This window comes from Streptomyces sclerotialus, from assembly GCF_040907265.1.
Lineage (GTDB): Bacteria > Actinomycetota > Actinomycetes > Streptomycetales > Streptomycetaceae > Streptomyces > Streptomyces sclerotialus.
Genome location: NZ_JBFOHP010000002.1, coordinates 2,469,919 through 2,483,767, shown reverse-complemented (window position 1 = coordinate 2,483,767; position 13,849 = coordinate 2,469,919). Strand labels below are relative to the sequence as shown.

Genomic DNA, 13,849 nt, shown 5'->3' with positions numbered 1-13,849 from the left:
CGGGCCAGGCAGCCCCGGGTGCTGCGGATGTCCGTCGAACTCCCGCTGTGGCGGGCGCTGACGGGGTACCGCATCCTCACCCTGGTGTACGCCGTGGCGATCTTCTCGCTCAACTACCGCGAGTACGCGCACCCATTGGGCGGCGCGGCCTACATGGCGGCGCTCACCGCATGGATGGTGCTGACCTGGCGCTGGACCACGTCGGCCGAGCGCTGCACCCGCCGCTTCCTCTTCGGTGACCTCGCCTTCGCGGTCGCCGGCATCCTGCTCACCCCGATCGTCGACACCCACGCGCGGATCGCGGGCGGCGCGCCCACGCTGCCGTCGATATGGACGGCCGGCGCGGCCCTCGGCTTCGCGATCAAGGGCGGCTGGCGCTGGGCGGCGGGCGCCTCCTCGGTGGTGGCGGTCGCCAACCTCGTGGAGCGCCAGGAGTTCGCCCGGGACACCGTCCACAACGTGCTGCTGGTGTGGGTGGCGAGCGTGGCGATCGGCTACGTCGTCGAGGTGGCCAGGGCCAGTGAGCGCACCCTGGCGCGCGCCCTCCAGATCGAGGCGGCCACCCGCGAACGCGAGCGGCTGGCCCGCGACATCCACGACAGCGTGCTCCAGGTGCTGGCGATGGTGCAGCGGCGCGGTGCCGCCCTCGGCGGCGAGGCGGCGGAGCTGGGCCGGATGGCGGGCGAACAGGAGGTCGCGCTGCGCACGTTGGTCTCCAGCGGCCTGGTGCCCGCGCAGCGGCCCGTGCCCTCCCCAGGAGCGGCGGACGCGGCGTACGAGGACGGCGCGGCGGACGGACCCTCGTACGGGGACAACTGCGTCCCCGAGGGGCAGGAGGGGCTCGCCGACGAGCCGTGCGACGTACGGGCGCTGCTCGCGCCGCACGCGGGCGCCGGGGTCACCTTCTCCGAGCCGGGCGCCCCGGTGCTGCTCCCGGCGGCGCGGGCGGCGGAGCTGGCGGCGGCTGTCAGTGCCGCGTTGGACAATGTGCGGGTGCACGCGGGAGCCGGGGCCCATGCGTGGATTTTGGTCGAGGACGAGCCGGAGGCGGTGATCGTGACGGTGCGGGACGACGGCCCGGGCATCCCCGAGGGCCGGCTCGCCGACGCGGAGCGGGAGGGCCGGCTCGGGGTCGCGCTGTCCATCCGCGGGCGGCTGCGGGACCTCGGCGGCAGCGCCGAGTGGGTCTCGGTCCCGGGCCAGGGCACGGAAGTGGAGCTGACGGTGCCCAAGGGCGGTACGCCCGAGGGCGGACGACGGGGTGAGGCAGGCGTATGAGTGAGCCGCAGGGCGTGAAGGTCATGGTCGTCGACGACCACCCGATGTGGCGGGACGCGGTGGCCAGGGACCTGGCCGAGGCCGGGTTCGAGGTGGTCGCGACCGCCGGGGACGGCCCGCAGGCGGTCCGCAGGGCCCAGGCAGCGGCGCCCGACGTGCTGGTCCTCGACCTCAACCTCCCCGGCCTGCCCGGCGTCGAGGTCTGCCGCGAGCTGGTCGGCGGCAACCCCCGGCTGCGGGTCCTGGTGCTGTCCGCGAGCGGTGAGCACGCGGACGTCCTGGAGGCCGTGAAATCCGGTGCCACGGGCTATCTGGTGAAGTCCGCGAGCACGGACGAGCTGATCGAGGCGGTCCGCTCCACCGCCGCCGGCGACCCGGTGTTCACCCCTGGCCTGGCCGGGCTGGTGCTGGGGGAGTACCGCCGGCTGGCGACCGAGCCGGCCCCGGCCACCGAGGACGAGCCGGGCGCGCCGCGGCTCACCGACCGCGAGACCGAGGTGCTGCGCCTGGTCGCCAAGGGTCTGTCGTACAAGCAGATCGCCGAGCGCCTGGTCATCTCGCACCGCACGGTGCAGAACCACGTCCAGAACACCCTCGGCAAGCTCCAGCTGCACAACAGGGTCGAGCTGGTCCGGTACGCGATAGAGCGCGGCCTGGACACCCCCTGACGGCGTGGGCGCGCCCCCGCGCCGTTCCGGCAACCGCTCGTACGAGTGAACGGCGCCGCGCCAACGCCCCGGAAAATCACCGGAATCCGCCCCTCGTCCCTCTCCTGAGTGACCTGGATCACCATTAGCGTGACCCGCGTCGGTCCATCACGGGCGAAGGGAAGTAGCGATGCGGGTCGGAGTGCTTACCGGTGGCGGCGACTGCCCCGGTCTGAACGCGGTCATCCGGGCGGTGGTCCGCAAGGGCACCCAGGAGTACGAGTACGGCTTCGTGGGCTTCCGGGACGGCTGGCGGGGGCCGCTGGAGGGCGACACGGTACCGCTGGACATCCCGGCGGTCCGCGGCATCCTGCCCCGCGGCGGCACGATCCTGGGGTCCTCGCGCACCAACCCCTTCAAGCACGAGGAGGGCGTCCGGCGGATCCGGGAGAACCTCGCCAAGAACGAGGTCGACGCGCTGGTCGCCATCGGGGGCGAGGACACCCTCGGCGTCGCGGCGCGCCTGTCGGACGAGCACGGCGTCCCCTGCGTCGGCGTCCCCAAGACCATCGACAACGACCTCTCGGCCACCGACTACACCTTCGGCTTCGACACCGCCGTCGGCGTGGCCACCGAGGCGATCGACCGGCTGCACACCACCGCCGAGTCGCACATGCGGGTCCTCGTCGTGGAGGTCATGGGCCGGCACGCGGGCTGGATCGCGCTCCACTCCGGCCTGGCGGGCGGCGCCAACGTGATCCTCATCCCCGAGCAGCGGTTCGACGTCGAGCAGGTCTGCGACTGGGTCGAGTCCCGTTTCAAGGTCCGCTACGCGCCCATCGTGGTCGTCGCCGAGGGTGCCATGCCCAAGGACGGCCAGATGGTGCTGAAGGACGACTCCACCGACTCCTTCGGGCACGTCCGGCTCTCGGGCGTGGGGGAGTGGCTGGCCAAGGAGATCGAGCGGCGCACGGGCAAGGAGGCGCGGACGACCGTACTGGGCCACACCCAGCGCGGCGGCACGCCCAGCGCCTTCGACCGCTGGCTGGCCACCCGCTTCGGGCTGCACGCCATCGACGCCGTGCGCGACGGCGACTTCGGGAAGATGGTCGCGCTGCGCGGCACGGACATCGTCCGGGTGCCGCTCGCCGAGGCCACCGCGAAGCTGAAGACGGTGGACCCGAAGCTGTACTCCGAGGCCGGGGTCTTCTTCGGCTAGCCAGGCGGCGGAGTGTCCGTCCTGTACGGCGGCGCCCGGCGGTGGGCCGTATATTCGGCCCATCGCCGGAAATCGCCCGATACGGGAGTGGTGGGAGCAAGCGTGGAAATCCTGGCATTCGGCGTGCAGGCCGACGAGCGTCCGCTGCTGGAGCGGGCCTTCGAAGGCCGGCACCAGATCCGCAGCCTCGACGTCTTCCTCAACCGCGACACGGCCCCCATCGCGCACGGGTACGAGATCATCAGCTCCGGCGTCAACGCCGATCTGAACGCCTGCGTCCTGCAGGAGCTGGCGGCCGGCGGGACGAAGATGATCGCCCAGCGCTCGACCGGCTACAACAACATCGACCTGCGGGCCGCCGCCGACCTGGGCATGACCGTCGGCCGGGTCTCGGCGTACTCGCCGTACTCGGTCGCCGAATTCGCCTGGGGCCTGGCGATCGCGGTCAACCGGCGGATCGTGCGCGCCGCGGGCCGCACCCGCGGCTTCGACTTCCGTCTCGACGGCCTGATGGGCCGGGACCTGCGCGGGCGCACCGCCGGCGTCCTCGGCACCGGGAAGATCGGCGAGGCCTTCACCCGGATCGCCCACGGCTTCGGGATGCGCCTGCTCGGCTGGGACATCGCCGAGAACCCGGCCTGTACGGAGCTGGGCATGACCTACGTCGAGCGGGACCGGCTCTTCGCCGAGTCCGACCTGGTCTCGCTGCACGTACCGCTGGTGGAGAGCACCCGGCACATCGTCGACGCGGCGGCGCTCGCCGCCATGAAGGACGACGCGATCCTGGTCAACTCCAGCCGCGGCGGCCTGGTGGACACCGCGGCTCTCGTCGCGACCCTCAAGGAGGGCCGGCTGCGCGGCGTGGGCCTGGACGTCTACGAGGAGGAGGCCGGCCTCTTCTTCCTGGACAAGTCGCTCGAAGTGGTCCAGGACGACACCCTCGCCCGCCTGATCACCTTCGGGAACGTGCTGGTCACCTCGCACCAGGCGTACTTCACCGAGGACGCGGTCGGCCAGATCGTCGACACCACGCTCGCCAATGTCGAGGACTACCTGGCCGGCCGCGCCGGCGAGAACCTGCTCGTCACACCAGAACGGCCGCCAGCAGCTGAGAGGTGATCGCCGAGCCGTCCAGGCTCAGCACCGACTCGGGATGGAACTGCACCCCCGCGAAACCGGGCCCGCGCAGCGCGTGCACGTCCCCGCTCACCGCGTCCCGGCTCAGCTCCACGCGGTGCATGGCCAGCTCCTCGACGGTCGCCTCGTCGCAGCGGGCGGTGAAGGTGTTGTAGAAGCCGACCGTCTCCTCGCGCCCGAAGAAGTCGATCCGCTCCTGCGCCCCCTGGAACGGCACGTCCTTCCGGACGATCTCCAGCCCGAGCACCGCCGCGATCAGCTCGTGGCCCAGGCACACCCCGAGCAGGCCGTGCTTGTGCTCGCGGAGCAACTCGGCCGCCAGTCCCCGCAGCGCCCGCATCTTCGGGTCGGCCGCGTCGGAGGGGTTGCCGGGCCCCGGACCCAGCACGACCGGCCCCTCGTGCGCGAGCGCCGTCTCCCGCAGCCCCGGCTCGTCGTACCGCCGTACGGTCACCTCCAGCCCCGAGGTGCGCAGCAGGTGCGCCAGCATCGCGGTGAAGGTGTCCTCGGCGTCGATCACCAGCGCGTGCCCGTCCAGTGCCGCGGTCGGCGCGGTGGTCTGCATCCGCAGCCAGAACGGCGCGAGGTCCGCCCGGCGCGCGTCCAGCGCGGCCCGCACCCGCGGGTCCTCGGCCAGCCGCGGCGGCGCGGCGGCGGTGCTCCGGGCCGGTGCCTCCCGTACTCCCAGCGCGGTGAGCACCCCGGCGGCCTTGGCGTGCGTCTCGGCCACCTCGCCCGCCGGGTCCGAGCCGCGCACCAGCGTCGCCCCGACCGCCACCCGCAGCTGCCCGCCCGCGTCGATGTCCGCGGTACGGATCAGGATCGGCGAGTCCAGCGTCTGGGCACCGCCCGCGTCCCGGCCGATCAGCGCCAGCGCGCCCGCGTAGTAGCCGCGCCCGCCGGGCTCGTACCGCTCGATGACCCGGCACGCGTTCTGGACGGGCGAACCGGTGACGGTGGCCGCGAACATGGTCTCCTTGAGCACCTCGCGGACGTCCAGGGTGGAGCGGCCGCGCAGCTCGTACTCGGTGTGCGCGAGGTGCGCCATCTCCTTCAGGCGCGGGCCGATCACGACGCCGCCCTTGTCGCCGACCGTGCACATCATCTTGAGCTCTTCGTCGACGACCATCGACAGCTCCTCGATCTCCTTGCCGTCGGCGAGGAAGCCCAGCAGGCCGTCGGCGGTGGGGCCGCCGGCCGGGTAGCGGTAGGTGCCGCTGATCGGATTCATGACCACCGTGCCGCCGCTCATCCGGACGTGCACCTCGGGGCTCGCGCCGACCAGGGTGCGCTCGCCGGTGTGCACCACGAAGGTCCAGTACGCGCCGCGCTCCGTGGCCAGCAGCCGCCGGAACAGGGCCAGCGCGTCGGCCCGTCGGAAGTCCGGGATCTCGCCCCGGAACGTCCGCCGGATGACGAAGTTCGCGCCCTCACCCTGGCCGATCTCCGCGTCCAGCACCCGCCCGACGATCCCGGCGTACTCCTCGTCCGTGACGTCGAAGGTGCCGTCCGTGACCGTCACCGCGTGGTCCGGGAGCTGCGCCAGCGCGTCGGCGAGCGGCAGCTCGTACCGCTCCTCGGGCGTCAGCGCCGCCAGCGGCGTGCCGTCGTCGCGTACGTCGAAACCACGCTCCCGGATCTGCCGGAACGGCACCAGGGCCAGGCCCTCGGGGAGGTCCGCGAGCCGGTCGTACGTGGTGACCGGGCCGATGAGCACCTCGACCGTGTCGTGGTCGCGGCCGGGGGTGCGGCGGCGCAGCAGCGCGAAGGGCCGGTCGTCGGCGAGCAGCTCGGCAAGGTCCATGATCTCGTCCTTCTCTCACTCAGGGGGCTGGGGAGAGGGACGGGCCGGGACCGGAAAGACCGAAGGCCGCCCCTCGGGCGGCCTTCGCAGTCTGTGGTGTGCGCGCGAATCAGTGGGCCGCCGGATGAGCGGTCCACCACCAGTCCATGGTTGTCTGCGCGAACATGCTCTGCACCCTACCCGATAGCGCGGTGGGCGCTGTGGGCCCTGTCTCATACTGCGGTCGGCGTACTGGACGGCCTCCGATACCCCGTAATGTTGACGAGGTGACCGTGAACGCTGAAATCCACGCCGGTGGCCACACCTGGCGAGACCTGCCCGCGGCGCAGCAGCCTGACTGGCCGGACCAAGAGGCTCTGCGCGATGTGATCGCGGAGCTCGAGTCCTATCCGCCGCTCGTCTTCGCGGGTGAGTGCGACCAGCTGCGCGAGCGCCTGGGAGCCGTTGCCCGTGGAGAGGCGTTCCTGCTGCAGGGCGGGGACTGCGCCGAGGCGTTCGACGCGGTGTCGGCCGAGCACATCCGCAACAAGCTCAAGACGCTGCTCCAGATGGGCGCCGTCCTCACGTACGCCGGGTCCGTGCCCGTCGTCAAGGTCGGCCGGATCGCCGGCCAGTACAGCAAGCCGCGCTCCAAGCCGACCGAGACCCGCGACGGCGTCACCCTGCCGACCTACCGCGGCGACTCCGTCAACGGCTTCGAGTTCACCGCCGAGGCCCGTATCCCGGACCCGCAGCGGCTGAAGCGGATGTACCACGCCTCCGCCGCCACGCTGAACCTCGTGCGCGCCTTCACCACCGGCGGCTACGCCGACCTGCGGCAGGTGCACGCCTGGAACCAGGACTTCGTGAAGTCCTCGCCCTCGGGTCAGCGCTACGAGGCGCTGGCGCGCGAGATCGACCGGGCGCTGAACTTCATGAACGCCTGCGGGGTGGACCCGGAGGAGTTCAAGACCGTCGAGTTCTTCGCCTCGCACGAGGCGCTGGTGCTGGACTACGAGACGGCGCTGACCCGTACGGACTCGCGTACCGGCAAGCTGTACGACGTCTCCGGCCACATGCTGTGGATCGGTGAGCGCACCCGGCAGCTGGATCACGCGCACATCGAGTTCGCCTCGCAGGTGCGCAACCCGATCGGCGTGAAGCTCGGCCCGACGACCACGCCCGAGGACGCCCTCGCGCTGATCGACCGGCTGGACCCGGACCGCGAGCCGGGCCGGCTGACCTTCATCACCCGCATGGGCGCGGACAAGATCCGCGACAAGCTGCCCGAGCTGGTGGAGAAGGTCACGGCTTCGGGTGCGCAGGTGGCGTGGATCACCGACCCGATGCACGGCAACACCTACGAGGCGGCCTCCGGGCACAAGACGCGCCGCTTCGACGACGTGCTGGACGAGGTCAAGGGCTTCTTCGAGGTCCACAAGGCGCTCGGCACGCACCCGGGCGGCATCCACGTCGAGCTCACCGGTGACGACGTCACGGAGTGCGTCGGCGGCGGCGACGAGATCTTCGTCGACGACCTGCACCAGCGGTACGAGACGGCCTGCGACCCCCGTCTGAACCGCAGCCAGTCGCTGGACCTGGCATTCCTGGTCGCGGAGATGTACCGGGATCAGTAGACGGGCGCGTAGACGCAAGGTGGGGCGCGGATTCTGTGATCCGCGCCCCACTGCGTTGTTAAGCGCCCGCCGTGGCGGGTAAGGTAAGGGTAACCTCACTCAAGATCAACCGAAGCTACGAGAGAAGGGCGGGGGTGAACCGCGTGTACGTCTGCTCGTGCTTCGGAATCACTGAGGACCAGGTACGCGAGCACGCGGACGCGGGCGCGTGCACACCGCGCCAGATCGCCTCCGCCTGCAAGGCCGGCACCGACTGCGGCGGCTGCGTCCGGCGCATCCAGGCCGTGCTGGGCCGCGGCACCTGCCCCCGCCGGCGGCTGGCCGACCAGGGCGCCCCCGCCCTCGAAGAGCTTCCTCAGGCGGCGGAGGAACTGCCCGGAGCTCCCGAGGAGCTGCCCGAAGCGGCCTAGTGGCCGGGTGACCCGGCGGCCGTCCGTCCGCCGCCTAGACGGAGCCCGGCCCCGAGGCGTCCGGCTGGGTCTGCTCGATCACCGTGGACAGGTACAGCGACTCGCCGAGCTTCTCGATCAGCTCCAGCTGGGTGTCCAGGTAGTCGATGTGGTGCTCCTCGTCGGCGAGGATCGCCTCGAAGACGTTGGCGGACGTGATGTCGCTCTTGTTCCGCATCACCTCGATGCCACGCCGCAGCCGGTCGATCGCCTCGACCTCGATCTGCCGGTCGGCCTCGAACATCTCGGTCACCGTCTGCCCGACGCGGACGTGGAAGAGCCGCTGGTAGTTGGGCAGGCCGTCCAGGAGCAGGATGCGGTCGGTGAGCACCTCCGCGTGCCGCATCTCGTCGAAGGACTCCGCGCGCGTGTACTTGGCGAGCTTGGTCCAGCCCTTGTGGTCCTGCAACTTGGCGTGCAGGAAGTACTGGTTGATCGCGGTCAGCTCGGCGGTCAGCTGCTCGTTCAGGAACTCGATGACCTCGGGATCTCCCTGCATGACTGCAAGGCTCCTTCCACACGTCGACTGGACAGGTGCCGGGCATCCTTCCACCGCGGCGAGTGGAGCGTCCAGTAAGTGCAGGCTTAGTGGGAGTTGCCCGAATCGGTCCCGTGCTGGTCATCAGCACCCCTTCCGGTCTGACACCATGGAGGCATGGGTCAGCCGGATAGCCGCGAAGAGGAGCTTCCTCAGCTGCCTCCGGGGCAGCGACTGCAGCGCGGGTGGCCGGTCACGCACTACGGACCCGTGCCCAAGTTCCGTCCCGAGCGGTGGGAATTCCGCGTCTTCGGGGCCACGGCCGACGGTGACAAGCACTGCTGGACGCACGAGGAATTCACCTCGCTGCCGTACGACACCGTCGTCGCCGACATGCACTGCGTGACGAAGTTCAGCATGCTGGGTGCCGAATGGGGCGGGGTGTTGACGCGTACGGTGCTCGACCTGGCGCCGCCCGCTCCCGATGTCACCCATGTGATGGTGTGGGCCGAGTACGGCTTCAGTTCGAACATGCCCCTGGCGGACTTCGCCGGCGAGCGCTGCCTGTTCGCCAGCCACCGGGACGGCGAACTGCTCACCGCCGAGCACGGTTTCCCCGTACGGCTCGTCGTGCCGCATCTGTACGCCTGGAAGGGCCCCAAGTGGGTCCGCGGCATCGAGTACATGACGGCGGACCGCCGCGGCTTCTGGGAGGAGCGCGGCTACCACAACCTCGGTGACCCGTGGCGCGAGCAGCGCTACTCCTACCAGGAGGAGCCGGGCGACGGACCGGAGCTCTGAGCTCGAGCCCCGGTACCCCTCAGTGGTACTGGTGCACCACCGCGTGGCCCTTGCCGCGGCCGATCATCCACCGGTTGACGGGCGTGGTCACGAGGAACGCCACGACCAGCGAGAACGCCAGCGCCCCCCAGAACAGCCACTCCGACAGGTGGGCGTCCATCGCGCCCGGGACGAGGGCGAGCACGCCGTTGTCGACGAGCTCCATGACCGCGATCGAGACGGTGTCGGCGGCCAGCGCGACCTTCACGGCGGCCCGGAGGTCCAGGCCCGCCTTCAGGACACCGCGGAGTGTGAACGAGTAGCCGAAGAGGAACGCCAGGGCGATGGCGAGGACCATCGTCGGCACGTTGTGCCAGCCCAGGGCCGTGCCGATCACCATGCCGAGGACCTCGCCGATGGCACAGCCGGTGAGGCAGTGCAGGGTGGCCTTCGCGGCCGTCGCCCAGCCGGCCGGAGCGTGGGCCGCGTGGTCGTGCCCGGCGTGTGTGTGCTGGTGCTGCATGGAAGCCCCCATCCAGAAGGAACGGTTCCCGCCGAAGACGGGAACCGTATACCCCCCTAGGGTATTCCTCAAGGGATGTCGGGCGTGTCCCCGCCGTCCCGCAGCTCCTTCAGCCGTGCCACGTCCGCCGCATGGCCTTCCTTGCCGCCCGGCGTCTCGATCACCAGCGGTACGCCGGCGGTCGCCGGGTGCCGGAACAGCTCGCCGAACGGCTCGGCCCCGATGTGACCGGCCCCGATGTTCTCGTGGCGGTCCTTGTGCGCCCCCGCCACGTCCTTGGAGTCGTTGGCGTGGATCAGCTTCAGGCGGCCCTCACCCGCGACGTCCACCAGCTCGTCCAGGAGCGCCTTCGTGCCGCCCGGCGCCGCCATGTCGTGCCCGGCGGCGAACGCGTGGCAGGTGTCCAGGCAGAGCCCGGCGCGCGGGTGCCGGTCCAGCGCGTCCAGATAGGGCCCGAGGTCCTCCGCCAGCGAGCACAGCGAGGCGCCCTGCCCGGCCGTCGACTCCAGCAGCAGCCACGGGTCGTCGTCGTGCGTCAGCTCCTCCAGCAGCGGCAGCATGTACTCCCGTACCTGCGCCAGCGCCGTGGCCCGCTCCCGTCCGCCGGTCGCCGAACCGGTGTGCACCACCACGCCGAGCGCCCCGATCTCCCGGCCGCGGCGCAGCGAGTGCCGCAGCGACTCCACGGACTTCTCGACCGTCACCGGGTTGTGCGAACCGAAGTTGATCAGGTACGGCGCGTGCACGTACGCCGGGACCGCGCGCTCCGCGCAGGCCGCGCGGAACGCCTCGTCCTGCAGGGGGTTGCCGGGCGGGGTGGCCCAGCCGCGCGGGTTGGCGACGAAGACCTGGACGGCCTCGCCGCCGATCTCCTGGGCGTACGGGATGCCGACCTTGGCGAGACCGCCGGCCACCGGGACGTGGCCGCCGATCGGATTGCGCTCACGGGCGCGCTGCGGGGAAGTGCTCACACCTTCAAGGGTGCCAGGCGGCCGGTCCGCTCCGGGTGTCAGGTACACCTCACAGCTTGCTCTCCAGCGTGATCGTGACGGTGCTGCCCTTCGGGGCGGTGTCGCCCGCGTCGACGGACTGGCTGTCGACCTTGTCACCCGGGAAGAAGAACGGCTTCTTCACCTCGACCTCGAAGCCCGCGGCCTCCAGCGTCTTCCGGGCGTCCTCGGCGGGCTCACCCTCGACGTCCGGCACCTCGATCATCTGCGGCCCCCTGGACAGCGTCAGTGTCACCGTGTCGCCCTTGCCCAGCGTCTCGCCCTCGCCCGGGGACTGCCGCGCGACCGCGCCCTCGTCCTCGGGCGAGTACACCGGCTGCGCGGCGAACTTCACCCGGAAGCCGGCCTCCCGCAGCTCCGCCGCCGCGTCCGACCGCTCGTCGCCGACCACGTCCGGCACGTCGATCGCGCTGCCCCGGCTGACGGTCAGCGCCACCGCCGTACCGGGCCGCCGCTTCGCCCCCGCGTCCGGGTCCGTCCGGATCACCGACCCCTTGGCCACCTCGTCGCTGAACGCCTTGCGCTCGGTCCCCGGGGTCAGCCCCTGGTCCCGCAGCTTGCGCCGCGCGTCGGCGACCGGAGTGCCGGACAGGTCCGGTACGGAGACGATGTCCGGGCCCTTGGAGAGGGTGACGGTGACCGTGCCGGTGCCCCGGATGCGCTTGCCGTTCTCCGGGTCGGTGGAGATCACGTGCCCGCGCTCCACGGTGGAGCTGTACGCGCGCTCCACCTTCACGTCCAGACCGGCGTCGTGCAGCGTCCGCTCGGCCTTGGCCTGCGTCATGTCCAGCACCGCGGGCACGGTCGTGAACTGGCCGGTGGTGACGTACCAGGCACCCGTGCCGAGCAGCAGCGCCGCCAGTACCGCGAGCACCACGGTGAGCGTCCTGCGGCGCGGCCCCCGGGAGGCCCCCGCGCGTCGGCCGCCGGCCGCCGTGGGCAGCCGGTCCGTCCGCGCGTCCGCTGCCGCCGCCACCGGCACCTCCAGCCGGCTGGTGTGCCCCGCCGTGTCATCGGCGTCGGCACCGGCCGGCTCGGGCAGCGAGAGCTGCACGGCGGCGGGGCGCTGGATCACGCTCGTCCGGTCCTCCGAGCCCGCCGCGCCGCTCGCCGGCTTCGCCTGCGGCGGCACCGCGTCCAGCTGCTCCTCGGTCAGCGCAGCGCGGGCGTTCCGGGCCAGCGCGAGCAGCGTGACCGCGTCCTGCGGGCGCACCTCGGGGTTGCGCGCGGTGGCCTCGGTCACCAGGTCGTCCAGCTCGGGCGGCAGCCCCGGTACGAGCCCGGACGGCGGCGGCACGTCCTCGTGGAGGTGCTGGTAGAGCACCTGGGCCGCGGTGCCGCCGGCGTGCGGCTTGCTGCCGGTGAGCATCTCGTACAGCGTCACGCCGCAGGCGTAGACGTCCGCGCGGGTGTCCGCGCTGCCGTCCTCGATCTGCTCGGGCGCGAGGTAGGCGACGGTGCCCAGGACCGTGCCGGTGGAGGCCGTGGTGTGCGTGTCGGCCGCGCGGACCAGGCCGAAGTCGGCGACCTTGACCCGGCCGTCGTCCCCGATCAGGACGTTCTCCGGCTTCATGTCGCGGTGCACCATGCCCGCCCGGTGCGCGGAGCCCAGCGCGGCCAGGATCGGCTCCAGGATGTCCAGCGCGGCGCGCGGCTGCAGGGCGCCGCGCTCACGCAGCACGTCCCTCAGGGTGCAGCCCGCGACGTACTCCATGGCGAGGTACACGTACGTACCGTCGGTGCCCTGGTCGAACACGCCGACCACGTTCGGGTGCGACAGCCGGGCGACCGACTTCGCCTCCCGGATGAAGCGCTCGACGAACGAGGCGTCCGCCACCAGGGAGGGATGCATCACCTTCAGGGCGAGCACCCGGTCCAGCCGGGTGTCGACGGCGCGGTAGACCGTCGCCATCCCGCCGGCGGCGATCCGCGCCTGTACGCGGTACCGGCCGTCGAGCAGCTGTCCGACCAGGGGGTCCTGAAGGGTGGTGTCCACGGCAGACGAGTCTACGAGCAGCTGTCCACCGCCCTCACGCGCCTGCCGCAGATCGCTCAGAAGGCGGGCCGCTCCGGGTCCAGCTCGGCCATTCCCGCCGCGGGCGAGGACGCCTCGGCGAAATGGCGGCGCGGGATCCGGCCCGCCCGGTACGCCAGCCGGCCCGCCTCGACCGCGTGCCGCATGGCGTGCGCCATCAGGACCGGCTCCTGGGCCCTGGTGACCGCCGAGGCCAGCATCACCGCGGCGCAGCCCAGCTCCATGGCCTGCGCGGCGTCCGAGGCGGTGCCGGCGCCGGCGTCCAGGATGACCGGCACCCCGGCCCGCTCGGTGATCAGCTGGAAGTTGTGCGGGTTGCGGATGCCGAGCCCGGAGCCGATGGGGGAGCCCAGCGGCATGATCGCCGCGCAGCCCACGTCCTCCAGCTTCCGCGCCAGTACCGGGTCGTCGTTGGTGTACGGCAGGACCGTGAAGCCGTCGTCGACCAGCGTCTCGGCCGCGTCCAGCAGCTCCACCGGGTCCGGCAGCAGGGTCCGCTCGTCGGCCACGACCTCCAGCTTCACCCAGTCCGTGCCGAGCGCCTCCCGGGCCAGCCGGGCGGTGAGCACCGCCTCGCCCGCGGTGTGGCAGCCCGCGGTGTTCGGCAGCGTACGGATGCCGTGCCGGTTCAGTACGGAGAGCACCGAACCCTGCACCGTCGGGTCCAGCCGCCGCATCGCCACAGTGGTCAGCTCGGTGCCCGAGGCGAGCAGCGAGCGCTCCATGACGTCCAGGCTCGGCGCGCCGCCGGTCCCCATGATCAGCCGGGACCGGAAGGCGGTACCGGCGATGACCAGCGGGTCGGCTTCGGGCGCGGCCCCGGGCGTCGTCCCGGGGGCGGCCGTCTCTTCGAGGGTGTGCGTCTCGGTCATC

Annotated in this window: 14 protein-coding genes; 7 read left to right on the top strand and 7 right to left on the bottom strand. The window is 71.9% G+C overall.

Annotated features, from left to right (window positions below; translation table 11 throughout):
- The first annotated feature begins 27 nt into the window (after positions 1–27).
- The 4 genes from macS (at position 28) to AAC944_RS11030 (ending at position 4,263) form a co-directional block, all read left to right on the top strand.
- The gene (macS, locus tag AAC944_RS11045) at positions 28–1,278 is read left to right on the top strand and encodes a MacS family sensor histidine kinase (protein WP_030616656.1); all 1,251 of its coding nucleotides are present in this window, start codon (positions 28–30) and stop codon (positions 1,276–1,278) included.
- Positions 1,275–1,946, top strand: coding sequence for a response regulator (locus AAC944_RS11040; protein ID WP_030616658.1), 672 nt, complete (start codon positions 1,275–1,277; stop codon positions 1,944–1,946). Before macS ends, AAC944_RS11040 begins: the two co-directional genes overlap by 4 nt.
- Positions 1,947–2,115: 169 nt before the next feature.
- Positions 2,116–3,144, top strand: a complete 1,029-nt coding sequence (locus AAC944_RS11035) for a 6-phosphofructokinase (RefSeq protein ID WP_030616661.1) — start codon at positions 2,116–2,118, stop codon at positions 3,142–3,144.
- Positions 3,145–3,246: 102 nt separating this feature from the next.
- Positions 3,247–4,263: a 2-hydroxyacid dehydrogenase gene (locus AAC944_RS11030; protein ID WP_030616664.1), complete on the top strand. Its 1,017-nt coding sequence runs from the start codon at positions 3,247–3,249 to the stop codon at positions 4,261–4,263.
- On the opposite strand, the gene AAC944_RS11025 is transcribed toward AAC944_RS11030, so the two are convergent.
- Complete coding sequence (locus AAC944_RS11025; RefSeq protein WP_030616666.1) at positions 4,229–6,085, bottom strand: anthranilate synthase family protein; 1,857 nt, start codon at positions 6,083–6,085, stop codon at positions 4,229–4,231. The two genes, AAC944_RS11030 and AAC944_RS11025, sit on opposite strands and share 35 nt — an antisense overlap.
- 109 nt (positions 6,086–6,194) lie before the next feature.
- Positions 6,195–6,251: a trp operon leader peptide gene (locus AAC944_RS11020; protein WP_107054172.1), complete on the bottom strand. Its 57-nt coding sequence runs from the start codon at positions 6,249–6,251 to the stop codon at positions 6,195–6,197.
- Positions 6,252–6,351: 100 nt separating this feature from the next.
- Here AAC944_RS11020 and AAC944_RS11015 point away from each other — a divergent pair, with 100 nt between their 5' ends.
- Both AAC944_RS11015 and AAC944_RS11010 read left to right on the top strand, forming a co-directional pair.
- Positions 6,352–7,701 (top strand): class II 3-deoxy-7-phosphoheptulonate synthase, encoded by a 1,350-nt coding sequence (locus AAC944_RS11015; protein ID WP_030616668.1) that lies wholly within the window; start codon positions 6,352–6,354, stop codon positions 7,699–7,701.
- Between the two features lie 134 nt (positions 7,702–7,835).
- Entirely contained in the window at positions 7,836–8,111 is a 276-nt protein-coding gene (locus AAC944_RS11010) for a (2Fe-2S)-binding protein (protein WP_030616672.1), read from the top strand.
- Between the two features lie 34 nt (positions 8,112–8,145).
- On the opposite strand, the gene bfr is transcribed toward AAC944_RS11010, so the two are convergent.
- Complete coding sequence (bfr, locus tag AAC944_RS11005) at positions 8,146–8,649, bottom strand: bacterioferritin (RefSeq protein WP_030616675.1); 504 nt, start codon at positions 8,647–8,649, stop codon at positions 8,146–8,148.
- A gap of 156 nt (positions 8,650–8,805) precedes the next feature.
- Between bfr and AAC944_RS11000 the strand changes: the two genes are divergently transcribed.
- Positions 8,806–9,429: a sulfite oxidase-like oxidoreductase gene (locus AAC944_RS11000; protein WP_030616678.1), complete on the top strand. Its 624-nt coding sequence runs from the start codon at positions 8,806–8,808 to the stop codon at positions 9,427–9,429.
- A 19-nt stretch (positions 9,430–9,448) separates the two neighbouring features.
- Here the strand turns inward: AAC944_RS11000 and AAC944_RS10995 are convergent, their stop codons facing one another.
- The 4 genes from AAC944_RS10995 to AAC944_RS10980 form a co-directional block, all read right to left on the bottom strand.
- The gene (locus AAC944_RS10995) at positions 9,449–9,931 is read right to left on the bottom strand and encodes a DUF4396 domain-containing protein (RefSeq protein ID WP_030616682.1); all 483 of its coding nucleotides are present in this window, start codon (positions 9,929–9,931) and stop codon (positions 9,449–9,451) included.
- Positions 9,932–9,999: 68 nt separating this feature from the next.
- Entirely contained in the window at positions 10,000–10,902 is a 903-nt protein-coding gene (locus tag AAC944_RS10990) for a deoxyribonuclease IV (protein WP_030616684.1), read from the bottom strand.
- 49 nt (positions 10,903–10,951) lie between these two features.
- Positions 10,952–12,937, bottom strand: a complete 1,986-nt coding sequence (pknB, locus tag AAC944_RS10985; protein WP_030616687.1) for a Stk1 family PASTA domain-containing Ser/Thr kinase — start codon at positions 12,935–12,937, stop codon at positions 10,952–10,954.
- Between the two features lie 56 nt (positions 12,938–12,993).
- The gene (locus tag AAC944_RS10980; RefSeq protein WP_030616690.1) at positions 12,994–13,848 is read right to left on the bottom strand and encodes a thiazole synthase; all 855 of its coding nucleotides are present in this window, start codon (positions 13,846–13,848) and stop codon (positions 12,994–12,996) included.
- Position 13,849: the final 1 nt, after the last annotated feature.

Bases quoted from the DNA above. Each gene is read 5' to 3' on its own strand.
- bfr (WP_030616675.1), bottom strand. From the start codon at position 8,649: ATGCAGGGAGATCCCGAGGTCATCGAGTTCCTGAACGAGCAGCTGACC.
- AAC944_RS11000 (WP_030616678.1), top strand. From the start codon at position 8,806: ATGGGTCAGCCGGATAGCCGCGAAGAGGAGCTTCCTCAGCTGCCTCCG.
- macS (WP_030616656.1), top strand. From the start codon at position 28: ATGTCCGTCGAACTCCCGCTGTGGCGGGCGCTGACGGGGTACCGCATC.
- AAC944_RS10995 (WP_030616682.1), bottom strand. From the start codon at position 9,931: ATGCAGCACCAGCACACACACGCCGGGCACGACCACGCGGCCCACGCT.
- AAC944_RS11035 (WP_030616661.1), top strand. From the start codon at position 2,116: ATGCGGGTCGGAGTGCTTACCGGTGGCGGCGACTGCCCCGGTCTGAAC.
- AAC944_RS10980 (WP_030616690.1), bottom strand. From the start codon at position 13,848: ATGACCGAGACGCACACCCTCGAAGAGACGGCCGCCCCCGGGACGACG.
- AAC944_RS11025 (WP_030616666.1), bottom strand. From the start codon at position 6,085: ATGGACCTTGCCGAGCTGCTCGCCGACGACCGGCCCTTCGCGCTGCTG.
- AAC944_RS11040 (WP_030616658.1), top strand. From the start codon at position 1,275: ATGAGTGAGCCGCAGGGCGTGAAGGTCATGGTCGTCGACGACCACCCG.